The 25,915-nt window shown below is 65.7% G+C and carries 23 protein-coding genes; 18 read left to right on the top strand and 5 right to left on the bottom strand.

The window, feature by feature from the left end:
• The first annotated feature begins 123 nt into the window (after nt 1-123).
• From ASC63_RS11825 to ASC63_RS11840, 4 genes are read left to right on the top strand one after another with little or no spacing between them, the layout of a single operon-like run.
• On the top strand, nt 124-1,776 hold the full coding sequence (locus ASC63_RS11825; RefSeq protein ID WP_200936867.1) for a glycoside hydrolase family 13 protein: 1,653 nt from the start codon (nt 124-126) through the stop codon (nt 1,774-1,776).
• A gap of 58 nt (nt 1,777-1,834) precedes the next feature.
• Nucleotides 1,835-3,223: an ABC transporter substrate-binding protein gene (locus ASC63_RS11830; RefSeq protein WP_055813492.1), complete on the top strand. Its 1,389-nt coding sequence runs from the start codon at nt 1,835-1,837 to the stop codon at nt 3,221-3,223.
• 2 nt (nt 3,224-3,225) lie between these two features.
• The gene (locus ASC63_RS11835) at nt 3,226-4,185 is read left to right on the top strand and encodes a carbohydrate ABC transporter permease (protein ID WP_235492225.1); all 960 of its coding nucleotides are present in this window, start codon (nt 3,226-3,228) and stop codon (nt 4,183-4,185) included.
• Entirely contained in the window at nt 4,182-5,099 is a 918-nt protein-coding gene (locus ASC63_RS11840; protein WP_200936869.1) for a carbohydrate ABC transporter permease, read from the top strand. The genes ASC63_RS11835 and ASC63_RS11840 overlap by 4 nt, the downstream gene beginning before the upstream one ends.
• 18 nt (nt 5,100-5,117) lie before the next feature.
• Here the strand turns inward: ASC63_RS11840 and ASC63_RS11845 are convergent, their stop codons facing one another.
• From ASC63_RS11845 to ASC63_RS11855, 3 genes are read right to left on the bottom strand one after another with little or no spacing between them, the layout of a single operon-like run.
• Entirely contained in the window at nt 5,118-6,155 is a 1,038-nt protein-coding gene (locus tag ASC63_RS11845; protein ID WP_055815461.1) for an FUSC family protein, read from the bottom strand.
• Entirely contained in the window at nt 6,155-7,264 is a 1,110-nt protein-coding gene (locus tag ASC63_RS11850; RefSeq protein WP_055813497.1) for a winged helix DNA-binding domain-containing protein, read from the bottom strand. The genes ASC63_RS11845 and ASC63_RS11850 overlap by 1 nt, the downstream gene beginning before the upstream one ends.
• 4 nt (nt 7,265-7,268) lie before the next feature.
• Entirely contained in the window at nt 7,269-8,336 is a 1,068-nt protein-coding gene (locus ASC63_RS11855; RefSeq protein ID WP_055813501.1) for an App1 family protein, read from the bottom strand.
• A 177-nt stretch (nt 8,337-8,513) separates the two neighbouring features.
• Here ASC63_RS11855 and ASC63_RS11860 point away from each other — a divergent pair, with 177 nt between their 5' ends.
• From ASC63_RS11860 to holA, 9 genes are all read left to right on the top strand, one after another.
• Nucleotides 8,514-9,173: a TetR/AcrR family transcriptional regulator gene (locus ASC63_RS11860; RefSeq protein ID WP_055813504.1), complete on the top strand. Its 660-nt coding sequence runs from the start codon at nt 8,514-8,516 to the stop codon at nt 9,171-9,173.
• A gap of 101 nt (nt 9,174-9,274) precedes the next feature.
• Nucleotides 9,275-10,159, top strand: a complete 885-nt coding sequence (locus tag ASC63_RS11865; RefSeq protein ID WP_055813508.1) for an ABC transporter ATP-binding protein — start codon at nt 9,275-9,277, stop codon at nt 10,157-10,159.
• Nucleotides 10,156-10,845 (top strand): ABC transporter permease, encoded by a 690-nt coding sequence (locus ASC63_RS11870; protein ID WP_055813510.1) that lies wholly within the window; start codon nt 10,156-10,158, stop codon nt 10,843-10,845. The genes ASC63_RS11865 and ASC63_RS11870 overlap by 4 nt, the downstream gene beginning before the upstream one ends.
• Nucleotides 10,842-11,591: an ABC transporter permease gene (locus ASC63_RS11875; RefSeq protein WP_055813512.1), complete on the top strand. Its 750-nt coding sequence runs from the start codon at nt 10,842-10,844 to the stop codon at nt 11,589-11,591. The genes ASC63_RS11870 and ASC63_RS11875 overlap by 4 nt, the downstream gene beginning before the upstream one ends.
• A gap of 70 nt (nt 11,592-11,661) precedes the next feature.
• Complete coding sequence (locus tag ASC63_RS11880; protein WP_055813516.1) at nt 11,662-12,591, top strand: ABC transporter substrate-binding protein; 930 nt, start codon at nt 11,662-11,664, stop codon at nt 12,589-12,591.
• A gap of 42 nt (nt 12,592-12,633) precedes the next feature.
• Nucleotides 12,634-15,261, top strand: a complete 2,628-nt coding sequence (gene leuS, locus ASC63_RS11885) for a leucine--tRNA ligase (RefSeq protein WP_082487566.1) — start codon at nt 12,634-12,636, stop codon at nt 15,259-15,261.
• 107 nt (nt 15,262-15,368) lie between these two features.
• A complete protein-coding gene (locus ASC63_RS11890) occupies nt 15,369-16,079 on the top strand; it encodes a ComEA family DNA-binding protein (RefSeq protein ID WP_235492230.1) in 711 nt (236 codons plus the stop codon).
• The gene (locus ASC63_RS11895) at nt 16,076-18,508 is read left to right on the top strand and encodes a ComEC/Rec2 family competence protein (RefSeq protein ID WP_055813522.1); all 2,433 of its coding nucleotides are present in this window, start codon (nt 16,076-16,078) and stop codon (nt 18,506-18,508) included. The genes ASC63_RS11890 and ASC63_RS11895 overlap by 4 nt, the downstream gene beginning before the upstream one ends.
• A gap of 32 nt (nt 18,509-18,540) precedes the next feature.
• Nucleotides 18,541-19,575, top strand: coding sequence for a DNA polymerase III subunit delta (gene holA / locus ASC63_RS11900; RefSeq protein WP_055815466.1), 1,035 nt, complete (start codon nt 18,541-18,543; stop codon nt 19,573-19,575).
• A gap of 56 nt (nt 19,576-19,631) precedes the next feature.
• Here the strand turns inward: holA and rpsT are convergent, their stop codons facing one another.
• Both rpsT and ASC63_RS11910 read right to left on the bottom strand, forming a co-directional pair.
• Nucleotides 19,632-19,892 carry a 30S ribosomal protein S20 gene (rpsT, locus tag ASC63_RS11905; RefSeq protein WP_055813524.1) on the bottom strand — a complete coding sequence of 87 codons (261 nt, stop codon included), beginning with the start codon at nt 19,890-19,892 and terminating at the stop codon, nt 19,632-19,634.
• 160 nt (nt 19,893-20,052) lie between these two features.
• Nucleotides 20,053-20,946 (bottom strand): NAD-dependent epimerase/dehydratase family protein, encoded by an 894-nt coding sequence (locus tag ASC63_RS11910; RefSeq protein ID WP_055813527.1) that lies wholly within the window; start codon nt 20,944-20,946, stop codon nt 20,053-20,055.
• Between the two features lie 87 nt (nt 20,947-21,033).
• Between ASC63_RS11910 and ASC63_RS11915 the strand changes: the two genes are divergently transcribed.
• The 5 genes from ASC63_RS11915 to ASC63_RS11935 are packed head-to-tail and all read left to right on the top strand — an operon-like array spanning nt 21,034 to nt 25,915.
• On the top strand, nt 21,034-21,999 hold the full coding sequence (locus ASC63_RS11915; RefSeq protein WP_055813530.1) for a siderophore-interacting protein: 966 nt from the start codon (nt 21,034-21,036) through the stop codon (nt 21,997-21,999).
• A gap of 47 nt (nt 22,000-22,046) precedes the next feature.
• On the top strand, nt 22,047-23,099 hold the full coding sequence (locus ASC63_RS11920; RefSeq protein ID WP_055813533.1) for an iron-siderophore ABC transporter substrate-binding protein: 1,053 nt from the start codon (nt 22,047-22,049) through the stop codon (nt 23,097-23,099).
• Nucleotides 23,100-23,103: 4 nt separating this feature from the next.
• Nucleotides 23,104-24,093: a FecCD family ABC transporter permease gene (locus ASC63_RS11925; RefSeq protein ID WP_055813536.1), complete on the top strand. Its 990-nt coding sequence runs from the start codon at nt 23,104-23,106 to the stop codon at nt 24,091-24,093.
• Nucleotides 24,090-25,121 (top strand): FecCD family ABC transporter permease, encoded by a 1,032-nt coding sequence (locus ASC63_RS11930; RefSeq protein WP_055813539.1) that lies wholly within the window; start codon nt 24,090-24,092, stop codon nt 25,119-25,121. The genes ASC63_RS11925 and ASC63_RS11930 overlap by 4 nt, the downstream gene beginning before the upstream one ends.
• Complete coding sequence (locus ASC63_RS11935; protein ID WP_055813542.1) at nt 25,121-25,915, top strand: ABC transporter ATP-binding protein; 795 nt, start codon at nt 25,121-25,123, stop codon at nt 25,913-25,915. The genes ASC63_RS11930 and ASC63_RS11935 overlap by 1 nt, the downstream gene beginning before the upstream one ends.

A 25,915-nucleotide genomic window follows, 5' to 3' on the forward strand; every position in this document is an offset into this window, starting at 1 on the left:
CAATTTAACGCAAGCCATTTACCAGAAGTTTAGTTCTTGCGTCATTTTGTCGAGAAGGTTACATTTGGCCACACGGCGCCGCGGCCAAACGATTCCGCTCGCCGAACGCGAAGGGAATCGTCCGTGGAAGACCCACTCTGGTGGCGTAGTGCCGTCATCTACCAGGTGTACATTCGCAGCTTTGCGGATGGCGATGGTGACGGTACCGGCGACCTGACGGGGGTGCGTGCGCACCTCGGCTACCTGCGTGATCTCGGTGTCGACGCCCTCTGGTTCACCCCGTGGTACGCGTCGCCGCTCGCCGATGGCGGATACGATGTCGCCGACTACCGACAGATCCACCCCGCGTTCGGAACCCTCGCCGACGCGGAGACGCTCATCACCGAGGCGCTGGACTACGGCATCCGCACGATCATCGACGTGGTGCCCAACCACGTCTCCGACCGGCATCCGTGGTTCCAGGCGGCCCTGGCGGCGGGGCCGGGATCACCCGAACGTGAGCGGTTCTGGTTCAGGCCGGCCGCGGCGGAGATGCCCAATCACTGGGTATCCAACTTCTCGGGTGACACCTGGACGCGCACGACGAATGCGGACGGAACACCGGGTGAGTGGTACCTGCATTTGTTCACCCCCGAACAGCCGGACCTCAACTGGAATCACCCGGATGTGCGCCGTGAGCACGAGGAGATCCTGAAGTTCTGGTTCGATCGCGGCGTCGCGGGGGTGCGCATCGATTCGGCCGCGCTGCTGGTGAAGGATGCCGCGCTGCCGGAGGTGCCGCAGCATCCGGCGCCCGGTCAACACCCCAACACCGACCGCGACGAGTTGCACGACATCTACCGAAGCTGGCGCAGCGTCGCCGACTCCTATGCCGGCACCCGTGTGCTCGTCGGGGAGATCTGGCTCCCCGACATCGATCGATTCGCGATGTACCTTCGCTCGGACGAGCTGCACACCGCCTTCAACTTCGACTTCATGGCCCGGCCGTGGAACGCCTCCGAGCTGCGCGAATCCATCGACGCGACGCTGGCCGCGCACGCTCCCGTCGGAGCGCCCTCGACCTGGGTACTCTCCAACCACGACGTCACGCGCCCGGTGACGCGCTACGGGCGCCAGGATTCGTCGTTTGCGTTCGCGACGAAGCGCGTCGGAACCCCGACCGACCTCGAACTGGGCACGCGCCGGGCCCGCGCCGCCGCGCTGCTGAGCGCCGCACTGCCCGGTTCGCTCTACATCTACCAGGGCGACGAGCTCGGACTGCCCGAGGTGGAGGACATCCCGCACGATCGGCTGCAGGACCCCATGCATTTTCGCTCGGGAGGACTCGACCCGGGGCGTGACGGATGCCGCGTTCCGCTGCCATGGCGCGGCATCCGCTCGCCATTCGGTTTCAGCCCTGAGCCGGCCGCTGCCGGGTCAGCAGCAGCCGAACCGTGGCTGCCGCAGCCCGCGGCGTGGGCCGAACTGACCGTGCAGGCGCAGCAGAGCGACCCTTCCTCGATGCTGTGGCTGTACCGCGAGGCGCTGCGGGTGCGTCGTCGTGAGCCTGGCCTCGGCGATGGCCCGCTGACCTGGCTGCACTCGCAGCCGGACGTGCTCGCTTTCAGTCGGGGCGACAGCTTCCTGAACGTGACAAATCTCTCGCAGGCCCCTCTCGAACTTCCCGAACACCTGAGCATTCTGCTCAGCAGCAGTCCGCTGAATGCCGGCCTGCTTCCCCCGGACTCCACCGCGTGGCTGCGCACATCATCCCAGCCACGGGAGAAGCGCCCATGACGGGCGTGCTCACTGCACCAACACACCCTCTACACCTGCACTGAAAGGAATAAGGACGATGAAGTCTCACAGAAGAATCGCCGCTCTCGCGGTCATGGCCGTGGCCGGGGCGAGCATGCTCGCAGGCTGCAGTTCGTCGGGCGGTGACAACGGCGGCGACGGCACGGTCTCGCTTGTCGTTGCCCCCGTGTTGCCCGGCGCAACCGCCGACGCGCTCAAGGCGCTGTCGACGCGCGTGAAGGAGTTCAACAAGAAGAATCCGAAGATCACCGTCAAGGCCATCGAGTATCAGTGGACCGGCACGACCTTCGCGGCCGAGCTGGCCGGTGGAACACTGCCCGACGTCTTCAACGTTCCCTTCACCGACTCGAAGACGCTGGCCAACAACGGCCAGCTTGCCGACATCACCAAGCCGTTTAACGACACGGCCACCGCCAAGAAATGGAACAAGAACGTTCTCTCGGTGGCGACCGGCGACAACGGCAAGATCTACGGCGTTCCGTGGGGACCGTATGCCATGGCGTTGTCCTACAATCGGGAGATCTTCACCAAGGCCGGTCTCGACCCGAACAAGCCGCCAACGACACTCGACGAGATCCAGCAGGATGCGAAGACCATCTCCGAGAAGGTGCCCGGTGTCGCCGGCTACATGCAGATGACCAACGGCAACAACGGTGGATGGGAGCTCACGACGAACACCTATGCGCTCGGCGGTCGCATGGAGACGGTCGGCTCTGACGGCAAGGTGACGGTCAACACCGATAACGCCCAGACCAAGCAGGCCCTGAGCTGGCTGAAGAAGCTGCGCTGGGACGACAATTCCATGGGCAGCAACTTTCTGTGGGACTGGAGCGGCATCAATCAGGGCTTCGCCTCCGGAAAGATCGCCATGTACATGAGCGGCTCGGATGTCGTCGGCTCGCTCATGCAGGCCAACGGTCTCGATCCGAAGAACTACGGTGTGACGACGTTCCCGGTCGACTCGTCTAATGCCGATGCGGGCATCCTGTCGGGTGGCAACGTCGACGTCGTGAATGTGAAGGACACGCCGGAGCAGATCGCCGCCGCGGTCAAGTGGATCGACTTCTACCGTACGGAGCCGAACGTCGACAAGGCGGCAGCGGAGGCGAACGCCAAGGCGCTCGCCGCGGGCAACCAGGCGGTCGGCGCGCCGACGCTGCCCGTGTTCGACAAGGCCACGTGGGAGCAGAACCAGCAGTGGATCAAGCCCTACGTGAACGTGCCGGCAGACAATGTGAAGCCGTTCACCGACGGAATCTGGAACCAGAAGATCGTGCCGGAACCGTCGGCGCACACCCAGGACCTGTACGGTGCGCTCGACGCCGTCGTGCAGGCGGTGCTCACCCAGCGCAACCCGGATGTCGACTCCATGTTGAAGGGTGTCGACACGAAGATCCAGGCGCTCATCGACGCCGACAGCAAGTAGTCGTGACAGCACAGACAACGGTGAGACGATCGGACCGCCGGGGTACCTCCCCGGCGGGCCGCCGTCGCCACAACCCGGTCACCTGGGTGCAGCGTGGCGGACTGACGACGCTGCTGTTCCTGCTCCCGCTGCTGATCATCTTCGGAGTCTTCTCGTGGAACCCGATAGTGCAATCGGTCATCATGAGTTTCCAGAAGACCAACCTCGTCACAGCACCGGCCTTCGTGGGCTGGGACAATTTCGTCGCGGTCTTCCACGACCCGGTGTTCTGGCTCGCGGTTCGCAACACCGGCTACTTCGCCGTGCTCGCCCTGCTCTTCGGCTATCCGCTGCCCCTCATCGCGGCGGTGCTCATGAGCGAGGTCAAGCGCATGAAGGGGCTGTACAGCGTTCTGGCCTATCTGCCCGTGATCATCCCGCCCGTCGTCTCCGTGCTGCTGTGGAAGATCTTCTACGACGCATCCCCGACCGGAGTCTTCAACTCGGTGCTGGCGGTCTTCGGAATTCCACCACAGCCGTGGATTCAGGATGTCGCCACCGCCATGCCATCGCTCGTGCTGCAGGCGACCTGGGCGGGAGCCGGTGGGGCGATCATCATCTATCTCGCCGCGCTCACCGGCGTCTCCCCGGAACTCTACGATGCGGCCGAGGTCGACGGAGCGAGCATCTGGAAGAAGATCTGGCACGTCACGCTGCCGCAGCTGCGCGGCATCCTGTTCATCACCTTGATTCTTCAGGTCATCGCAACGGCCCAGGTGTTTCTGCAGCCCTATCTCTTCACGGCAGGAGGGCCCGTCAACTCGACGACGACCATCCTGCTGCTGATCTACCAATACGCGTTCACGAACAGCCTCGGCGGCGCCTACGGGCAGGCCACGGCGCTGAGCCTCATGCTCGCCATCTTTCTGGCGATCCTGTCGATCGTGTACTTTCGCATCACCGCACGATGGAGTGACAATTGACGACCTCGGTATTGAAGCGCGTGCGGGTGCAATCGGAGGCGGATCGCGGCATTCTCTCGGGCACGGATTGGCGCAGGCCGCCGGTGCGCGCCTTCGGCAGCGCGGTGCATGTCGTGCTGCTGGTTCTGCTCGTGCTCGTCGGACTGGTTCCGCTGTTGTGGCTTCTGAAGTCGGCGGTCACAACCACCCAGGACACGCTCACCCAGCCGTTGGCGCTGTTTCCACATGGAATCGAATGGTCGAACCTGTCGAAGGCCTGGAACGACGTTCACATCGGCGACTTCTTCTTCAACACGATCGCCATGGCGGCCGGGGAGTGGGCGGTGCAGATCGTCGTGGCCACGACCGGCGGCTTCGTGCTGTCTGTCCTGCGGCCGAGGTACGCGAAATTCGTGGCGGGACTCGTGCTGGCCACCCTCTTCGTACCGGCCGTGGTGCTGCTCGTTCCGCTCTACCTCACGATCCTGCATCCGCCGTTGATCGGTGCTTCGATGATCAACACCTACTGGGCGGTGTGGCTGCCCGCCGGTGCCAGTGCATTCAATGTGCTGTTGGTGATGCGGTTTTTCGACAGCCTGCCGCGTGAGGTTTTCGAGGCTGCGCAGACGGATGGTGCCGGAACCTTTCGGCTGTTCTTCTCCATCGTGTTGCCGATGTCCAAGCCGATTCTCGGCGTCGTCTCGGTCTTCGCCATCACCGCGGCGTGGGCGGACTTCCTCTGGCCGAACCTGGTGCTCACCGACATCTCCGTGCAGCCGCTCTCGGTGCGACTGCCGCAGATCGCCTCAAGCACCGACCTCGGGGTCTACCTTGCGGCACTGGCGATAGCCACGATGATCCCCGTGGTGATCTTCCTGATCTTCCAGCGCACCTTCCTGCGCGGCGGCGGGCTGGGCGGGGCCGTCAAAGGGTGAGGCGCGGGCGCCACGGGGTCATTCGCCCAGGATCTCCTCGCGCACGCGTCGCAAATCCTCCATGAGCGAGCCGATGAGAATCCAGTGTGTGCTCTGCGGCAGCATGACAGACAGTGGCGCGGTGAGGGCGGGAAGCTCCGCGGTCGTTGCCTCCGGCTCCATGCCGTCGGATTCCTTATGGCGCACGAGCAGGCGCAGATCGTGGGCCGCTCGGGTGATCTCGGATGAGATGGCCCGCACCGCCGGTTCCGTGCGCAGCCCATCGTCGTAGTGGTCTCGGAGGGCTCGTGTCATGCCCAGCACGCGGGTGATGAGAGGTGTGAGCCTGGCCAGCAGCTCGGCGTCTTCAGCGAGCACATCGCGGTGCCGGGACCGGCGGGGATTGAGTTTCAGACTCTCTTCGCCCTGCTTCAGCGCGGCATCCGCCTTGGCCTGCATGGGCCGCAGCAGGCGCGCGGTGATGAGCAGTTCCTCGAGCTGGGCTGGCTTCTGCGCGCTGATCAGGGCGGCGGCGAGTCGCTCCAGGGTCGCGGCGATCTCGTTGGCCAGGCGCATCACGGATTGGTGGGCCGGCGCGAGCAGAACCGGGGGCACGATGGCCACGTTCACGATGATGCCGATGATGGCGCCGATGATCGTCTCGACGATGCGGTCGAGCGCATAGTTCGGAGTCGACGTTCCTATCGACAACACGAGCATCGCGCTGATCGGCACCTGGTTGGCCGTGCCGGGGGTGAGCCTGAGCACCCAGCCGAGAAATATCGCCACCACTATCGCCAGCAGGACTATCCAACTCGCGCCGTGAAAGACCAGGGTGATGGCGTAGGCGACGAGCACGCCCACTATGACCCCGAGGGAGCGTTCGATGGCCTTGCCGAGAGTCTGATTCACACTCGGCTGCACCACCAGAAGGGCAGCGATGGTCGCGAAGACCGGCAGTTGGCCGGGCAGAAGCAACTCCGCCACGATCCAGGCGAGAACCGTCGCGACGGCGACCTTGGCGACCTGCAGGAGGGGCAGGCGGCTTGTCGCCCGCACAGTGGTGGTCAGCCGCATCATGCCAGCGTAACCGTGGCCGGCATGCCGAGAAAGCGGCCGTATCTCGTCGCCGCACGACCGAAACCGCGGTGCTGCCAGGCGAGGGCATCGCCGAAGAGTTCCGCGCTCAGGGCTGTCTCGCGGGAGCCTTGCGTGCGGCGCCAGGTTCCGACGACTCGGCCGCCCGCGACAATCGTGGCCTGGAAGACACCGTTGTTGCCCGGAACGATCCGGGGCGCGAATTCATCGGCGAGTACGAGCGACCGGTCCTGGTAGCCCAAAAGATATTCGTCGAAGCCGGGCAGCGCGTACACGGACCTCTTGCCGCCGGGCATCTTCGACGGTGTCGTGTCGGCCTCCGCCCGTGCCATCCAGTACGACGTGCCGTCCACCACCAGCTCGCTCAGCTCGTCGGCGGCAAGTGCGAGGCCCTTTGTGGCGTCGGCGACGGTGGTCTTCGACCACCAGGCGAAGTCTTTGAGGGTAGCCGGGCCGTGCCCGCTGAAGTAGCGCAGCACGAACTCGCGCAGCGCCTCATCGGGCTCCAGGCGCCGTGGCGACGCCACCCATTCGTCGAGCAGAACCATCGCCTGTTGGTTGCGATGTGTCGGCCCCCAGCAGACCAGCCCGGTCTGGGCGAGATACCAGAGCAGATGGTAGCCGCGCTGGCCACCGGTGGTGATTCCGGATGCCTCGAACAGCGTCATCAGTTCGCTCCGCCCGAGCCGCCTGCCGCCGCCCAGCGCCCCGATCACGAGATCGCGGGCGCGGGAGAGCGTCTGCTCGTCGAGTTCGAGTTGGCGCCTGCGGGTCACGGTGGAGGCGAGCATGCGCGCCGAGGTGAGCGAGAGTATCCAGCCGAGATCTTCTGCCGCCACCATATGCAGGGTTCCGCGCATGGGCCATGAGCGAACTATCTCGCCGTCGTCGAGAGCCGAGATGACGTCGCTGAGCCGGGATCCTCGGGTGCGCAGCCCGACGGCCCAGCAGGCCGCGGCAAAATCCTGCGCCTGCAACGCCAAAAGGTGTCGCACGCTCGGCGTGGCCGAGGCGGTGCCGTCACCACTGATGCGCTGGGAGGCGAGTCGAAGGCGAATGAGGTCCGCTGCCGAGGCGTTGGTGGGCATCGACTCAGCTGAGCAGGCCGAGCTCGGAAAGCTGGTCGCAGAGCGCGGAACCATCCCCGGCGAAGACCCACGGGGTAGCACCCGTCTCGGATCGATCGATGGCCTTCGACCGGCCGCCGGCCAGCACCGCCTCGCCGGGGGAGAGCTGACGGATGGCCACGGCCGCGACACTCGACGGATGATTGCGTGCGAACTCACCGTAGATGTCTTCGTCGTGCTGGCCGTCATCGCCGACGAGCAGCCAGCGCAGCTTCGGGAATTCCGCTGCAAGCCGCTCAAGACTGCTGCGCTTGTGCTCCGTTCCGCTGCGGAACCAGCGGTCGTGGGTCGGCCCCCAATCGGTGAGCAGCAGCGGACCGGCCGGGTAGAGATTGCGGGAAAGGAATCGAGTCAGCGTCGGCGCGACATTCCAGGCACCCGTCGAGAGATACACCACGGGCGTGCCGGGATGCTCCTCGGCGAGACGTTCGAGCAGAACCGCCATGCCGGGGGTAGGCACGCGCGCATGCTCGTCAAGCACGAAGGTGTTCCACGCCGCCAGCAGAGGCCGCGGGAGAGCGGTCACCATCACGGTGTCGTCGACGTCGGAGATGACACCGAAGCGGGCGGCGGGGTCTACGACGAAGATAGGCGCCTCGGCAACCGTCACCGCATCATCCGTTGTCATGCTCGCGGTGTGCCAGCCGGGCGCGAGCTCGATCGGTAATACCGCGTCGATGACGCCTCCCCGATCGGGCCGCACGGTGTGCACGCTACCGTCAATATCCACCGTGACCGACACGTCATTCACCGGAACGCTAGTGAAACTGCGCCAGCCCCGGATGCTTTCCACACGTTGCCGATTCTTGCGTTCGGCGCGGCTGCCCGGTCGCGGCTCCTTCGCCAGCAGAACCCGGCCCAGTACGCGCACCCATGTCGTCGAGCCGTAGCCGGTATACGGCACAACCGTCGAGAGAAAACCACGCTTGCGCGCACGTCTGGCCCTGAAGTCGTGGAACAGGTCTTCCATGCGCGCCGCACGATGCACGATCGGCGCGGGGAGCGCGTCGTACGGGTCGGTGGAATCGGCCATTGACTCAGTCTGGCATGCGGAGCGAAATGAGGATTACTTACCGACGCGCCTTAAAGTGCCGACAGTATGAGGGAATATCAGAATATGATCCAAGCAATGCGGCGGGTTATGCCAAAGCAGGGCTGATTTGACCCCACTCGACGTAGAGTGGGTACGCATTTCGAAGGAGTAGCCCTAGTGCCCAACAACAAGAACTCGCTTGGCGACGCCCAGCAGGTCCTTCCGCTCGTCAGAACAGAACCCATCCAGGAGCGCAGCGCCGCTCGCGTGGACGCCCTGCTGGACGCCGCTGCAGAGGTGGTGGATGAGATCGGTTTCGACCGGCTGACGACAGCCATGGTCGCGGAGCGCGCCGGCGCATCGATCGGCACCGTCTATCGGTATTTTCCCGATCGTATCGTGCTGCTGCAGGCGCTGCGGGATCGGGCGATAGATCGCTATCGGGATGCGATAGTCGAGCGCATTGCCGCGGATTCTCCGGCCAATTGGGTCGACGCCGTCGACTCGGCCATCGACGCGTTCGTCTCGATGTTCCGCACCGAACGAGGATTCCGCATCATTCGGTTCGCGGATGCCGAACGAGGTCCGCTCTCACCGGCGGAGCCACCGCGGGTGGGATTCTTCTCGCTGCGATTTGCAGACATCCTCTCGGCGGAATATGTACTGCCGACCGCGAAAGATCTGCAGTTCCACCTGGAGATCGTGGTCGAACTCGTCGACTCGCTGGTCAACCGCGCGTTTCTGGTGGACACCGCCGGAGACGAGCGATTCATCGCGGAGGCTCGCGTCGTCGTGCGCCGGTACCTGGACGCCCGTTACGGCGAAAACGAGGCCTGACACGCCGAGCGGCCTTTGCGAAATACCGCGAATGATGTTTAAGTAGTTCGGTAGATGCGAGGGCAAATCGCATCATCCTCTTCCAGGAACGAGCCGACCGCATGATCGAGTTCAGATCGGTAACGAAGCAGTTCCCCGATGGCACGGTAGCCGTTGACGACTTCAGCCTGGTGATTGAATCGCGCAAGACCACCGTGCTCGTTGGCTCTTCGGGCAGCGGCAAGACCACGATTCTGCGCATGATCAATCGCATGATCGACCCCACCAGCGGTTCGATCCTGATCGATGACCAGGACATCGGCACGCTCGAACCGGTCGGCCTGCGACGCAGCATCGGTTACGTCATGCAGAACTCGGGGCTGCTGCCGCATCGCACGGTCGCAGACAACATCGCGACGGTGCCGCGGCTGCGCGGAACCGCCAGGCGCGAGTCCCGGCAGCAGGCGCTGGAACTGATGGACACGGTTGGACTGGATCGCGGCCTCGCCGACCGTTATTCGAGCCAGCTCTCGGGCGGCCAGCAGCAGCGCGTCGGGGTGGCGCGCGGATTGGCCGTCGACCCGAACATTCTGCTCATGGACGAGCCCTTCGGAGCCGTTGACCCGCTCGTGCGCTCCGAACTGCAACAGGAACTGCTGCGGCTGCAGAGCGAACTCGGCAAGACCGTGGTGTTCGTCACCCACGACATCGATGAGGCGTTCCTTCTCGGCGACCAGGTCGTCATCTTCCGCACCGGAGGAATCGTGGCGCAGAAGGGCACTCCCGCCGAGATCCTCTCGAATCCCGCGGATGATTTCGTCGCCAGCTTCGTCGGAGCCGACCGCGGAAAGCGTGCGCTGCATATCGAGAGCACGGCCCAGGGCTCCCTGGTCATCGACAGCGAGGGGCGGCCGGCCGGCGTGCTGGCATCCGTCGCCGCTTCTGAGGCAAAGGCCGGGCCCGTCATGGGCACGGGTGCTTCGGCGCAGGGTGAGCCGGGCTCGTGACCTGGCTGTGGTCGAATTTCGACCTGGTCTGGCAGCTGACGCTCGATCACGTCGCGCTCAGCGTGCCTCCGATCGTCGTCGGATTTCTGCTTTCCCTGCCGATCGGCTGGCTGGCGAACAGGCGCAGGGGAGCCCGCCGCACCCTGCTGCCGATCGGGGGCATCCTGTACGCGATCCCCTCCCTGCCGCTGTTCGTCCTGATGCCCAGTCTGATCGGCACGAAGATTCTGGATCCCATCAACGTGGTGATCGCGCTGTCGATCTACTCGCTTGCCCTGATGGTGCGCACCTCCGCGGATGCTCTCGCCTCCGTCGACCCTGATGTCAGGCAGTCCTCAACCGCCGTCGGGTTCTCCGCATGGCAGCGATTCTGGCAGGTCGAACTGCCACTGGCCGGCCCCGTGCTTCTCGCCGGTGTGCGTGTTGTCTCGGTGAGCACCGTGAGCCTCGTGAGCGTCGGTGCGGTGGTCGGCGTGAACAATCTCGGATACCTCTTTCTCAACGGCTTCCAGCGCGATTTTCCTGAGGAGATCTTCATCGGGATCGTGGCCTCCGTGCTCATCGCGCTCGTCTTCGACCTCGTTCTGGTCGGCATCGGTCGGGTGCTGATGCCATGGTCCCGGGCTACGGCCCGCTCACGGCGTCGACGTCAGAGAGCGGCGGCAGAGGCGGTGAGCGTCTCGTGAATGCCTTCCTCGACGCCTTCGCCTGGATCTTCGACCCGGCCCACTACAGCGGCTCGAGCTCGATTCCGCTGCGACTCGGAGAGCATGTCAGCTACTCGCTGATCACGCTGGTCATCGCCGCCGCAATCGCGCTCCCGATCGGCTTTGCCGTGGGCCATTTCGGTCGGGGCACCGCGTTGAGTGTGCAGGTCTCGGGTGCCTTGCGCGCACTGCCGACCCTCGGCCTGGTGATCTTCCTTGCACTGGTTATTCCCGGACCCCTCGGTCTGGTACCGCCGTTGATAGCCCTCGTCGTTCTGGCCGTGCCGCCGGTGCTCGCCGGTGCGTATTCGGCACTCGCGGCCGTCGATCGGGCCACGATCGACGCCGCCCGCGCCGTGGGAATGACCGAATGGCAGATCCTCTGGAAGGTGGAGATTCCGCTCGGACTCCCGCTGATCATCGGCGGCCTGCGCTCCGCGACGTTGCAGATCATCGCGACCTGGACCGTTGCGGCGATCCTCCCGCTCGGAGGGCTCGGACGATACCTCTATGACGCACTCGCGGTACGCGATTACCCGCAGATGCTCGCCGGATCGATCCTTGTCATAGTGCTCGCGCTCGTCGTTGACGGTCTGTTCGCACTCGTGCAGAAGGCGGTCGTGCCTCGCGGGGTCACACAAGGGCGAACGTCAGAGGTTGGAGACAGAATACAGAGGCGGCGCCGCACGGTACCCGGATCAATCGGGAATGGTGTGGCCGGCTGAGAGGTTCAGTCGAAAGTGCGATTCAATCCCAAGAGAATATGAGGCAACCATGTTGGCAGGAAGAAGTGGCATGTTGGCACGAAGAAGAGGCCTGATTGCCGCCGGAATCATCGCGATAGGCGCTATCACGCTCGCGGGGTGTTCGTCAGGCAACCCGCTCGACAGTTCCAGTTCGGATGGTGGTGGCGCATCCGCCGGTTCGACGACCATCACCGTTGGCTCGGCCGCGTTCCCCGAGAACGAGATCATCGCCGAGGTCTATGCCCAGGCGTTGGAAGGAGCGGGCGTCACCGTCAAGAAACAACTTAATATCGGCCAGCGCGATGTGTATCTGGCCGCCCTCAAAGACGGTTCGATAGACCTGATTCCGGAGTACTCGGGCAATCTGCTGCAGTACTACTCGAAGGACTCGACCGCCCAGACCAGCGAAGATGTCTTCGCCGCGCTCAACGATGCGCTGCCTTCGGGCTTCGAGGTTTTGAACCAGGCAAAGGCCCAGGACCGCGACTCGTATAACGTGACGAAGCAATTCTCCGAGAAATACAACGTGACCTCCCTCGCCGACCTGTCGAAGGTCACCGAGCCGCTGACCGTCGGCGCGAACTCGGAGTTCGCCACCCGCCCGTATGGCATTCCGGGGCTCAAGAGCGAATACGGCGTGAGCGCGAAACTGCTGCCGATCAGCGACAGCGGCGGTCCGTTGACCACGAAGGCGCTCGACACCAACCAGGTGCAGCTCGCCGATATCTACACGACCACGCCATCGATCAAGAACTACGTCACGCTCGACGACCCGAAGCACCTGATCGTGGCGCAGAACGTCGTGCCGCTGATCAACTCGAAGAAGGTGACCGACAAGGTCAGAGACGTGCTCAATAAGGTCTCCGCGGCACTCACCACCGACGATCTGATCAGCTTCAACGAGAAGAGCAGCGGCGACGCCAAGGAAGCCTCCGACAAGATCGCCAAGGACTGGCTGGACTCCAAGGGCATCAAGTAGCTCCTCGTACGCGCATCATTGGGTAATCTGGGAAGCCGGGCTATGCCCGGCTTCCCCCCATTGACAGTGAATGAGAGTCCCGTGACGAACGAGCACGATTCCGCCGAGCATCCGATTCAGGGCGCGCACTACGACTTCGCGGCCATTCAAGAAAAATGGCTTCCCATCTGGGACGAGCTGAACCCGTTCGCCACGGGCGGCGACGACGACAAGCGACCGCGCAAGTATGTGCTCGATATGTTTCCCTACCCGTCGGGCGATCTGCACATGGGCCACGCCGAGGCGTTCGGATTCGGCGACTTCGTTGCCCGGTATTGGCGCCAGCAGGGATTCAATGTTCTGCACCCGATCGGCTGGGACTCCTTCGGGCTGCCCGCCGAAAACGCGGCGATCAAGCGCGGCATCGATCCGCGTGGCTGGACGTACAGCAACATCGACCAGCAGAAGCGGAGTTTTCGTCTCTATGCGCCGTCGTTCGACTGGGATCGCGAACTGCACACCAGCGACCCCGAGTACTACCGCTGGACACAGTGGCTGTTCCTGAAGTTGTACGAGAAGGGCCTGGCCTATCGCAAGGCCAGCCAGGTGAACTGGTGCCCCTTCGACCAGACCGTTCTCGCCAACGAGCAGGTGATCAACGGGCGCTGTGAGCGTTGCGAAAACCTGGTCACGAAGAAGAAACTCACGCAGTGGTACTTCCGCATCACCGACTACGGTGACCGCCTGCTCGACGACCTGAACCAGCTCGAAGGGGCCTGGCCGTCGAAGGTGCTCAGCATGCAGCGCAACTGGATCGGCCGCTCGACCGGTGCCGATGTGCACTTCGCCATCGAGGGACGTGACGAAGCGGTGACGGTGTACACGACCCGCCCGGACACGCTGTTCGGTGCCACGTTCATGGTCGTGGCGCCCGATTCCGATCTTGCTGCCGAGCTCGTGGCTGATGCCTCGGATGCCGTTCGGGAGCGCTTTGAGGGCTACCTGGAGAAGGTGCGCGGTACCACCGAGATGGATCGGCTGAGCACCGACAGGGAGAAGACCGGCGTCTTCCTCGAGCGTTACGCGGTGAATCCCCTGAGCGGTGAGCGGCTGCCGATCTGGGCTGCGGACTACGTGCTGGCCGACTACGGCCACGGCGCCGTCATGGCCGTGCCCGCTCACGACCAGCGTGACCTCGAGTTTGCGATGAAGTTCGAATTGCCCGTGCGCGTGGTGGTGGACACGAACGCTCCGGTGACCGGGGTCATCCCCGTCATTCCAACCGACCCGGCGACCGGCGAGGCACTCGAGCCCGACGATCTGCCGTCTCTCGACCCTGCGTCTACCGGTGTCGCGCTGACCGGCGTCGGTCGCCTGGTCAACTCCGGCCCGTTCGACGGGCTGAGCAAGGCCAACGCGATAGCCAAAATCACGGAGGCGCTGCAGGCATCCTCCCTGGGCGCGCCCACCACCAACTTTCGTCTGCGTGACTGGCTCATCTCGCGCCAGCGCTATTGGGGCGCGCCCATTCCGATCATCCACTGCGAAGCCTGCGGCGAGGTTGCGGTACCGGAGGACCAGCTTCCGGTGCGGCTTCCCGCGGCGGAAGGCCTCAACCTGCAGCCCAAGGGCACCAGCCCGCTGGGGGCGGCCGAGGACTGGGTCACCGTGTCCTGCCCCCGCTGCGGTGGGCCGGCAAAGCGCGACACCGACACCATGGATACCTTCGTCGACAGTTCCTGGTACTACCTGCGCTACCTGTCGGCGAAAGACGACACGAAGGCGTTCGATGTTGCCCAGGTCGAGAAGTGGGCGCCCGTCGACCAGTATGTCGGCGGTGTCGAGCACGCCATCCTGCACCTGCTGTATTCGCGCTTCATGACGAAGGTGCTTTTCGACGAGGGCTACCTCAGTTTCACCGAGCCGTTCACCTCCCTGCTCAACCAGGGAATGGTGCTCATGGACGGCTCCAAGATGAGCAAGAGCAAGGGAAATCTGGTCGAGTTCGCCGATGAATTGCGAGCGCACGGAGCGGATGCGCTGCGCGTGACGCTGGCGTTCGCAGGCCCGCCCGAAGACGACATCGACTGGGCAGATGTGTCCGCCGCCGGTAGTGCCAAGTTCCTTGCACGCGCCTGGCGCGTGGCCAATGATGTGGCCAGCGACCCCGATGTGGATTGGAAGGGCGGCGACGTCGGCCTGCGCCGGGTGACGCACCGTTTTCTCGCCGATGCCCCAGGTCTCGTGGAGTCGTTCAAGTTCAATGTCGTTGTCGCCCGGCTCATGGAGCTGGTGAACGCCACGCGTAAGGTCATCGATTCGGGCGCGGGCGGGGCCGATGCTGCGGTTCGCGAGGCTGCCGAGGCCACGGCGCTCGCGCTCAACCTGTTCGCGCCCTACGCTGCCGAAGACATGTGGTCGATCCTGGGTCATGAGCCGGCCGTGGCGCTGGCGCAATGGCGCAAGGCCGATCCGACACTTCTGGTCGACGAGTCGGTGGTCGCCGTCGTTCAGGTCGACGGCAAGGTGCGTGATCGCTTGGAGGTCTCCCCGAAGGTTTCGCCCGCCGAGCTGGAGGAACGTGCGCGCGCATCCGCCGCGGTTACGCGCGCCATCGGTGACAGGCAGATCGTGAACGTGATTGTTCGTGCGCCCCGTCTGGTGAACATCGCGACCAAGCCCGTCGGCTGACCGTCCGGCCTCGATCCCGGTACTGCACAGGCGGTCGCCTGTAGCGCTTGTGCACAGCTGGGCGCCTCTGACTGCTCTGTCGGTTTTGGGGGCTTTAACCTGCCGGAGTGGACGCCGAAGAATCGAGTGACGAACTCTCTTCGCTGGCGCCCACGGCCCGACGCATGCCACGCGGGGTGCGCCTGCGTATCGGCGTGGGGGCTGGCATCGTGTTGCTTATCGCTGCGCTCGTGATAGCAGTGGCCGTCTCGGCTCTGGCCCCGCATGGCAGTTCACAGACCGTCACGGCCGTGACCGCGGCCTCCGGTGCCTCGTCACGAGCGACGGATGCGCCGGGCGCTCCGGCGCGCACCGACGGCCCCAGCTCGCCGCTCTTTGTGCACGTGCTCGGGGCCGTGAAGAACCCGGGACTGTTCCAGTTGCACGACGGCGCCCGGGTCGTGGACGCCGTGGCCGCCGCCGGCGGATTCACCAGTGACGCGGAGCAGGGCGGCGTGAACCTCGCACGCGTGGTCTCAGACGGTGAACAACTGGTGGTGCCGAAGGTCGGTGAGAGCCCACCCGCTGCAGGCGGTGGGGGAGGCGTTCCCGGTGGTGCGGGCGGTGCTGGCGCTTCGGCGCCCGGAGCCAAGATCAATATCAACACCGCAACGGCCTCGCAGCTTGAGGCGCTGCCGCGAATCGGCCCCGCGATGGCGCAACGTATCGTGGATTGGAGAGGCACCAACGGTCGCTTCAGCACGGTCGATGATCTTTTGAGCGTCACCGGCATCGGGCAGAAGACGTTCGACGGTCTCAAAGATCTGGTGACCGTGTGAGCATCGACCTGCGACTCGGCCTGCCCGCCGTGGCCTGCTGGCTGGTCTGTGGCGTCTTGGTGGCGCTGCCTGGGCAGGCATTCGCGGCGATGCTGATGCTGTGGGCGGCGGCACTGGTGAGTGCCGTGACATTGTTCCTTCTCCGGGCACGAATTCGGGTCGCTCGCGTGGTGGGCGTGCTCTGCGTTTCCCTGGCGGCGGCGTCCCTGGGCGCCAGCGCGGTCTGCGCGACGGCGCCGGCCCGCCGGCCAGCGGCGCTGGTCGCCGCCACCGGCGGTGGTCGGGTGGTGACCGCGTTGATGCGGGTGGACTCGACGCCCGTCGCGTCCGCGGCATCCGGCTTCGCAGACGCGGAAAAGACCAGGCGCCAGTTTCGCGCAACGATGACTGTCGTGCAGAGTGCCGGGGTCGAGTACCGGCTCTCTGCACCGGCGCTGGTGTTCGTGTCGCAGCGCGCGGGCGCGCGCGTCGCGCCGCTGCAGATCGGCTCAACGATCCGGCTGCGGGCGACGCTGAAACCGCTGATGCCGGAGGAGGGCACCGCGTTCCTGGTGTTCGGCACCAGTCCTCCGGGCGCCGTCGGCGACCCGCCGTGGTGGCTGTCGTGGGCGAACGAGCTGCGCTCGTCGTTCTCTCGTGCCTCAACGAGCCTCCCCGGCGAGGGCGGCGAACTTCTTCCGGGGCTCTCGATAGGCGACGTCAGTGCGGTCAGCGATGGCCTCGACGCGAATATGAAGGCCAGCTCGCTCAGCCATCTCACCGCTGTCTCCGGCGCGAACTGTGCAGTGATCATCGCGGTGATCATGATGCTCGGAGCGGCGCTGGGGCTGCGCCGCGGCATCCGCGTGGGCGTGGCGTTGTTCACCCTTGCCGGCTTCGTCGTGCTCGTCACGCCGGGCGCGAGCGTGTTGCGTGCTGCGGTCATGGCAGTGATAGTGGTCACCTCGGCAGCGGCCGGCAGACCCGGGCGCGGTGTGCCCGCGCTGGGGGCCGCCGTCATAGTGCTCCTCGTGCTCGATCCTTGGATGTCCCGCAACTACGGCTTCGCCCTCTCGGTGCTGGCGACCGCGGGGTTGCTGGTGCTCGCGGCACCCCTGGCCCAGAGGCTTTCGCGATGGATGCCACGCATGCTGGCCATGGCCATCGCGATTCCACTGGCCGCGCAGCTTGCGTGCCAGCCCGTGCTCATTCTGCTGAATCCCGCGATCCCGCTCTATGGCGTGGCCGCCAACATGCTCGCCGAGCCCGCCGCACCCGTTGCCACCGTGTTGGGACTTATCGCCTGCCTGCTGCTGCCGTGGCTGCCGGGCGTGGGCTTCGCGTGCGCGCAGATTGCCTGGCTGCCGGCGTCCTGGATCGCCGCCGTGGCGAACGTCTCTGTCGAACTGCCGGCGAGCCAGCTGCCCTGGCTCGGCGGTATCGCCGGTGTCGGCGTGCTCACGGTGCTGATGGTGCTGCTGTTCATCGTGGTGTTCCGGCCACCGGGGCGCCGCGGGCGCCGGGCCGTGGCATCCGCAACGGTGCTGCTCATCGTGTTCCTGGGCGCATACGGTGGCACGCTGATCGGCGGGGGCGTCGGCCGCGTCCTGGCGGTGCCGCACGACTGGCAGATCGCCGCGTGTGACATCGGACAGGGCGATGCCGTGCTGGTGCAGAGCGGCGAACTGCACGCGCTCATCGACGTCGGGCCCGATCCGAGGCCGCTAGCTTCCTGCCTTCAGACCCTGGGCATCCGACATATCGATCTGCTCGTGTTGACCCATTACGACCTCGATCACGTGGGCGGATTGGACGCCGTCATAGGCATGGTGGGCGTCGCACTCGTCGGCACGCCGGAGGGGGCGCAGGATCAACGCAAAATCGATGCGCTGGTCTCCGGTGGCGCGGATGTGCGACGGGCCTCGAGCGGAGACCATGGCACTCTCGGCGCGTTACGCTGGGACATTCTCTGGCCGCAAAGCGGTTCCCAACGTATGCAGACGGGCAACGACGGATGCGTGACGATCCAGTTCGATGGCGCGGGCATCCGCTCGCTGTTTCTCGGCGATCTGGGGGAGGACTCGCAGAACGCGCTGCTGGCCACCAGGCGCGTCAGGCCTGTCGACGTGGTGAAGGTCGCCCACCATGGCTCCGCCGACCAGAGCGAGGAGATGTATCGTACCCTCGGTGCCAGGCTCGGCGTCATCTCGGTGGGAGCGCACAACAGCTACGGGCATCCGACGGATCGGCTGCTGGGTATCCTGGCGCGGGTCGGCACGAGGGCGCTGCGCACCGATAGGCAGGGCATGATTTTGATAGCCCCTGTGCCTGGACGGCCCGGCGAGCTCACCGTGTGGAGTCAGCGACAGGACGCGGCCCCCGACGTCGGATCAGTTGTGCAGACGGGCACCCGGGCGAGCCCGCAAGGGAACGCGGTGGTCGGCGGCTGAAGCTAGGCTTGTGCGCGAGAAGAAGGAGTGTGGTGGCGGCGCGAGGCGGTAAGAGCTCCAGCGGCACGGCGAAGGCCGCGGCATCGATTCCGCAGCTTTCATGGGACGGCACTCGTGCGGCTCCCGTCGTGTTGGTCTCAGGCACCGAGACGGTGCTGGCCGACCGGGCGATGCGGGCATTGAGGGATCTGCTCAAGGTCGAAGACCCGAGTCTTGAGGTCAGCGATATTCTCGCCAGTGACTATGCGCCGGGGGAGTTGCTGACCCTGGCCAGCCCGTCGCTCTTCGCCGAGCCACGCCTGATTCGCGTTGACGCCGTCGAGAAGTGCACCGACGCGTTCCTGAGCGAGACGCTGGCGTATCTCAGCGACCCGGCCGAGGGTGCGGTGGTCGTGCTGCGGCACGCGGGCGGGGTGCGCGGCAAGAAGCTTCTCGATGCGATTCGTTCCGGGCTGGGCGGCGGCGTCGAGGTGGTGTGCGCCGAGCTCAAGAAGGACAGCGACAAATACGAGTTCGCCCGTGCCGAGTTCGCCCGCGCCCAGAAGCGCATCGCACCGGGCGCGTTGCGCGCCATCACCACAGCGTTCGTCGACGACCTGGCCGAGCTCGCCGCAGCGTGCCAGCAGCTCATCTCCGATGCCAGCGAGGAGATCACTGAGGCCACCGTCGACAAGTATTACGGGGGTCGGGTAGAGGCCAACGCGTTCCGGGTGGCGGATGCCGCCATAGCCGGCCGTCACGGAGAGGCTCTGGTCACCCTGCGGCACGCGCTTGCATCCGGGGCGGATCCCGTTCCGATCGTCGCGGCGTTCGCGAGCAAGATTCGAACCATGGCCAAGCTCTCCGGCGCGCGTGGGGCATCCGGCCAGTTGGCTCGGCAGTTCGGCCTGGCACCGTGGCAGGTTGAACGTGCACAGCGTGATCTGCGCGGCTGGGACGAGGCCGGGCTCGGCAGATGCATCGAGACTCTCGCCGCCACGGATGCCGCCATCAAGGGCGGCGGTCGGGATCCGGTGTTCTCCCTCGAACGCCTGGTGCGCGTCGTCAGCGCACGCGGCGCCGTTTAGATACGCAAAAGCCCCCGCCGCGATGGCGAGGGCCTGAGCTTGCCGAAGGGCGAGACCTAGAGGCTCGCAACCTGCTTGGCGATCGACGACTTGCGGTTAGCTGCCTGGTTCTTGTGGAGCACGCCCTTGCTCGTGGCCTTGTCGAGCTTCTTGGCTGCGACCTTGAGCGCGCTGACGGCCTTGTCCTTGTCGCCTGCCGCAACGGCCTCGCGCGTGGCGCGAACCGCTGTCTTGACCTCGCTGCGGACGGCCTTGTTGCGGTCCTGCGCCTTCTTGTTGGTGCCGATGCGCTTGATCTGCGACTTAATGTTTGCCACGGGTGATTCCGTCTTTCGTTAGGGGTGATTTTTCGTGATGTACCGCTCGGCGAGAGAGGGCGCCAGGCGGTTCGATTCGTGCGGTCTCAACCCACACGCAAGCCAACAGGAGACTTTACCAGTAATCCGTGTGAGACGACAATTGACGTCTCTGGCGGCCTCACGCGCGTGGCGCGTACGATCCGTTGCTGAGTTCCTCGAGAAGACTCGGAGAATTCGGCTCCCAGCCCAGGTCGATGCGGGCGCCCGTGCCCGTCGACTGCTGGTCGAGCAGTAGTGCGTCGGCGAACGCGGCGCCGAGTCGCTCGCGGGTCGCATCCGGCGTCTCGGGCTCGACCCCGCCCGCAAGAGACGCGGCTGCCGCGGCCGCCTCGCCCAGTTCGCGCACGGTCGGATTCTGGCCGCTGGCCCCGATAAAAAGGGCGCCTGCGGTGGCGTTCTCGTAGGCCAGAACATAGAGCGCGGCAAGGTCGTCGACGTGCACGGTGGTCCAGTGCTGGCTGCCGTCACCGATGAGCCGCAGGCTGCGCGCGGCACGCTCGCCACGCGGCGCGTTCGCCACGAGGTTGGGCAGGCCCGCCCCGTGCCCGTAGACAACGGCGGGTACCACGACGATGCCCCGGATGCCTGCGGCGGCGCGCACGCGCTGCTCGATTGCCGGGCGCCACGCGGTCAATGCCGGGGGCTGCTCCAGGGAATCCTCCGTAATAGCGGGGTTGGTGCCGAAGGTCCAGATTCCACCCGTGTGAATGTACGCCTTGCCGCTGCCGGCGAGTGCGGAGATCACGGTGTCGGCGACGGCCGCATCGACGGCACCGGCATCCTTGTCTCCGGTGTTCGCGGTGTGGATCACACCGTCGCTCTCGGCCACGGCGCGGCCGAGCATAGCCGTGTCGGTGATGTCGCCGACAAGGGCAGTCGCCCCGGACGCCTCGACAATGCGCGCCTTTTCGTCAGAGCGCACCAGTGCGGTGACCTCGTGGCCCTCCTCGAGAAGTCGGGTGAGTACTGCAGTGCCGATGAAACCGGTCGCACCGGTGAGAAATACGCTCATGCAGACAGTCAACACCATCCCTCTTCTCCCGGGGACGTCGCCAATGTCGGTTGACAGATCTTAGGTAAGGCATGCCATACTTAGGCTGTGCTTACCTCGACAGTCGAACCTTCGACGGCCGCCCGAACCCGCCCGAGCTATTCGACCTTCCCGGTCTCGGTCGTCCGACTGCAGCGGCGCTCCGAGTCGTTTGTGCGCGTTACTTTCGGGGGCGGCTCGCTTCGCGATTTCGGTACCACGGGCCTCGATCAGCGCATCAAGGTGATTTTGCCGCTTCCCGGTATCGGGGTCAGCGCCTTTCCCGATGGCATTGACTGGTACGCGAGCTGGCGGGCGCTGCCAGAGCAGCTGCGCAATCCCATTCGCACGTACACGGTGAGGGCGGTGCGCCCCGAGGCGGCGGAGATCGACGTAGATTTCGTGCTGCACGGCGATGGAGGCCCGGCATCCCGATGGGTTGCGGGGGCAGCCGTTGGCGACGAACTGGCCATTGTGGGCCCGCATGTCGAGGCCGAAGACCCACTCTCGGGCGTCGAATGGCGGCCGGGCGACGCACGTACCGTGCTGCTCGCCGGTGACGAGACGGCGGCTCCGGCGGTCTGCTCGATCCTTGCCGCCCTGCCGCGTGAGACCCGAGGCTCTGCATTCATCGAGGTTCCCTGTGCCGCAGACATCGAGGTGACGGATGCTCCCGCGGGCGTCACGGTGACCTGGCTGCCGCGTACGCACACTCGGCGCGCGCACGGCGTTGCTCTCTCGGATGCGGTGCGCGAGTGGACGGCGCTGCATCTCGCCGGACGCGCCGCGGCAGGAAGCGTCTCGGCAGTGAGCGCAACCGAGCAGAACGACGAAGACGACATTGACATCGATCACGGCATTCTCTGGGAGGTGCCGCAACAGCGGTCGACCGACGATGGTCTCTATGCCTGGCTCGCGGGTGAGGCCGGCGCGATCAAGTCGTTGCGTCGCTTTCTCGTCTCCGAGAGCGGCATCGACCGACGCAGAGTTGCGTTCATGGGCTATTGGCGCGCCGGTCGCGCCGAACTCAACTGAGCCCCCGACACCGCCCCGACCCTCGACACCACCCGATAAGCCGTCCGATGAAAGGTACAACTGTGCGCCAGAACCGAGTCCGATCCCGAAGTGTGGCGCTGCTGGCCGCGGCGATGGTGGCCGTGGTGCTGACCGGATGCGCCACCGGCCCCTCCGCGACCGGCCCGAGCGCCGCATCCGATTCGCAAGCGAACTTTCCCGTCATCATCTCGGGTGCACTCGGCGACGCGGTGATTCCGGCGAAGCCGAAGCGTGTTGTCACCATTGGCTGGGGCGCCGCAGACACCGTGATTTCGCTGGGCACGATCCCGGTCGGCATGGAGGCGGCGACGTGGGGAGGCGACAAGGACCAGTATTTTCCGTGGACACGGGCCGCGATCGAGGCGAAGGGTGACGCGCTGCCGACCACGTTCAACGTCTACCCGGAGATCGATGTCGAGAAGATCCTCTCCCTCACCCCGGACCTGATTCTCGCGCCGCAATCGGGTCTGACCGCAGAGCAGTTCGCCACCCTGTCGAAGATCGCGCCGACGGTGGCGTACCCGAAAGAGGCGTGGCGCACCAGCTGGACCGATGAGATCTCGATCATCGGCAAGGCGCTCGGGCAGAGTGCCAGGGCCGCTGGCCTCACCACGAGCATCAAGGCGACCATCGCCAAGGCCGCGGCTGCGCATCCGCAGTTCGCCGATGTGAGCTTCGCCTACGTCTATTCGGCCGAGCCCGGCCAACTGTCGCTGTATCAGGCGGGCGATCCGCGGGTCGATCTGCTTTCCGGTCTCGGTCTCGCGCTCGATCCGACCGTGGCGGCAGTTCCGCTCACGAAGGGAAGCTTTTCCTCCACCGTCGGCCTGGAACGCGCCGATCTGCTGAAGAATGTCGACGTGCTCTTCACCTGGTTCAACGATGCCGCCAACGAGAAGAGCATCGAGGCGCAGCCGCTGTTCGCGCAGATTCCCGCCTTCAAGCGCGGGTCGTACGTGGCCAGCGTCGACAACCAGCTGGGCATGGCCTCGAGCATGATCACCCCGTTGAGCGTGCCCTGGGCACTCGACAAGTACATTCCGATGATCACGAAAGCCGTCGAAAAGGTAGGTAAGTAGGCCCATGCGAGCGTCCCGGCTCGTCACCGGGCTGCTTCTCGCGCTCGTGCTCTTAGCGCTGATGGTGCTCGTCAGCCTGGCCGTCGGCAACAAGTACGTGCCGCTGCCGGATGTTGTCGGTGCACTCGCGCATCCGGGTCACAGCTATGCGGATGCCGTCATAGCCAGCCGCATTCCTCGCACCCTGCTCGGACTGCTCGTCGGTGCGGCACTGGCGGTCGCCGGCGCCATCATGCAGGGGATCACCCGCAACCCGCTCGCGGATCCGGGACTCTTCGGTGTGAACATCGGCGCGGCCGCCGCCATCGTGACCGGCATGGCCTTTTTCGGGCTCGGCTCGGCAGCCACGAGCGTCTGGGTCGCGCTTCCGGGCGCCTTCGCCGCCGTGGTGATCGTCTACCTGATCGGTTCGGGGCGCGGGCGTGCAACGCCGGTGCGGCTGGTGCTGGCCGGCGTTGTGGTCTCCGCGGTTCTGGCCGCGTACATTCAGGCCATCACCCTGAGCCTGCCGACGGTCTTCGAGGTCTATCGCTTCTGGGTCATCGGCTCGCTCGCCGGTCGCGACCCGCAGCTCGTGACGGCAATTCTGCCCGTCGTCATCGCCGGGCTGGTGCTGGCGTTCACGCTGGCCGGCTCCCTGAACGCCCTGGCCCTCGGCGACGACACGGCTCGTGCGCTCGGCGCGCACGTCGGCCGCACTCGCATTCTGGGCGCCCTGGCGACGACGCTGTTGTGTGCCGCATCGACCGCCGCCGTCGGCCCGATAGCCTTCGTGGGGCTCGCCGTTCCGCACATCGTGCGTGCCTTCACCGGGAGCGACCATCGGTGGCTGCTGCCATACAGCCTCATCGTTGGTCCCTCGCTGCTGCTCGCCGCCGATGTGATAGGGCGTGTCATCGTGAGTCCCGCCGAGTTGATGGTCGGCATCGTGACGGCGTTCGTGGGTGCCCCTGTGCTCGTGCTCGCGGTGCGGCGCATGAGGGTCGGAGCATGAGCGGCGGGGTGGTGCGCGTGGGGCGCCGGGTGAGCATCCGGGTGCGCCGCGGTGCACTGGTCATCGCCGGGCTGCTGATAGTGGCGATTGTTCTCGTCGCCGCCCTGACCCTCACACTCGGCGAATTGGGGATTGCCCCCGGCGACCTGGTGCCGACCATCTTCGGTGCGGGCACCGGCCGCGACGAGATAGTCTTCGGGGCCTTCCGCGGGCCACGCCTTGCCGTCGCCGTTCTCGTCGGCGCCGCATACGGGGTATCAGGAACCTTGTTTCAGACGGTGACGCGCAATCCGCTCGGCAGTCCAGACGTGATCGGCTTGACCTCCGGTGCCGCCGCGGGCGCCGCTGCATTCGGGCTGTTGTGGACCGGAATACTGCCTATGCCGGTGGGCGCACTGCTCGGCGCCTGCGCCGCCATGGCGCTCGTCTGGCTCGGCACGGGGCGCGGGTTCTCCTCGCCCGCGCGCATGTTGCTGATTGGCATCGGGGTCTCCGCCGTCTCGCTCGCCTTTGTGCAATACGTCATCGCCAGGGCCGGGCTCGAGCAGGCCACCCTGCTCGCCGCCTACCTCAACGGCAGCCTGTCATCGCGTAGCTGGAGCGACGCGGCGATCATCGGCGTCAGCGTCGTGGTACTTCTGCCACTGGCGCTCCTGCTCACCCGGCGGCTGCAGCTCATGGAGATGGGCGATGAACAGGCGGATGCCCTCGGTGCGCGCAGTGCCGTCACGCGCGGGCTGGCCATCCTGCTGGCTATCCTGCTCGCGACGGCGGCGGTGAGTGTTGCCGGTCCGATCGCCTTCATTGCGCTCACCGCCCCGCAGATCGCGCGTCGTCTCGCTCGTACCGCGGGACCACACATCGTGCTCTCGGCGCTGATGGGGGCATTTCTGCTGGCGTTGGCCGATCTGGTGACCCAGCAGTCCCCGTTCGTCGTGCAGTTGCCCGTTGGCATCGTCACCGCCGCGATAGGCGGAATCTACCTCGGCTATCTGCTGGTCGCGGAATGGAAGAAGGGAACCGTCTGATGCAGGCATCCGCACCCGTCACCGCTCGCCTGGCCGCGCGCGGTCTGCGCCTGGCCTATGACAGCCACGTGGTCGTAGAGGATCTGTCCATCGATATTCCGGATGGCGGCTTCACGATCATTGTCGGCCCCAATGCCTGCGGCAAATCCACGTTGCTCAAGGCACTCTCACGCACGCTGAAGCCGACGGCGGGAGAGGTGCTGCTCGGTGGCAAGCCCATCGAGTCATTCAAGAGCAAGCTCGTGGCGCGCGAGGTGGCGCTGCTTCCGCAGAGTCCGATAGCGCCCGAAGCCATCACGGTGCGCGACCTTGTCGGCCGCGGCAGGTATCCGCACCAGGGACTGCTACAGCAGTGGTCCGCCGCCGACGAGCGGGCCGTCGCGGATGCCCTTGCCGCGACAGCGAGCACCGAGCTCGCGCACCGTCACGTCGCCGAGCTTTCGGGCGGGCAGCGCCAGCGGGTGTGGATGGCCATGGTGCTGGCCCAGCAGACCGAGCTGCTGCTGCTGGATGAGCCGACCACCTTTCTTGACATCGCCCACCAATACGACGTGCTTGAGCTCTGCTCCCGGCTGCATGCTGAGGGTCGCACGCTCGTCGCCGTACTGCACGACCTCAACCAGGCGGCGCGCTACGCCAGCAACTTAGTGGTCATGAAGGAGGGCCGCATCGTGGCGTCGGGGGAGCCGACCCGGATTCTCACCGCTGAACTCATCGATGAGGTCTTCGGACTGCCGTGCATCGTCATCCCCGATCCGGTGACGGGCACTCCGATGGTTGTCGCGCGGCGGTGA

This window comes from Leifsonia sp. Root112D2 (assembly GCF_001424905.1).
In the GTDB taxonomy this organism is placed as follows: domain Bacteria; phylum Actinomycetota; class Actinomycetes; order Actinomycetales; family Microbacteriaceae; genus Root112D2.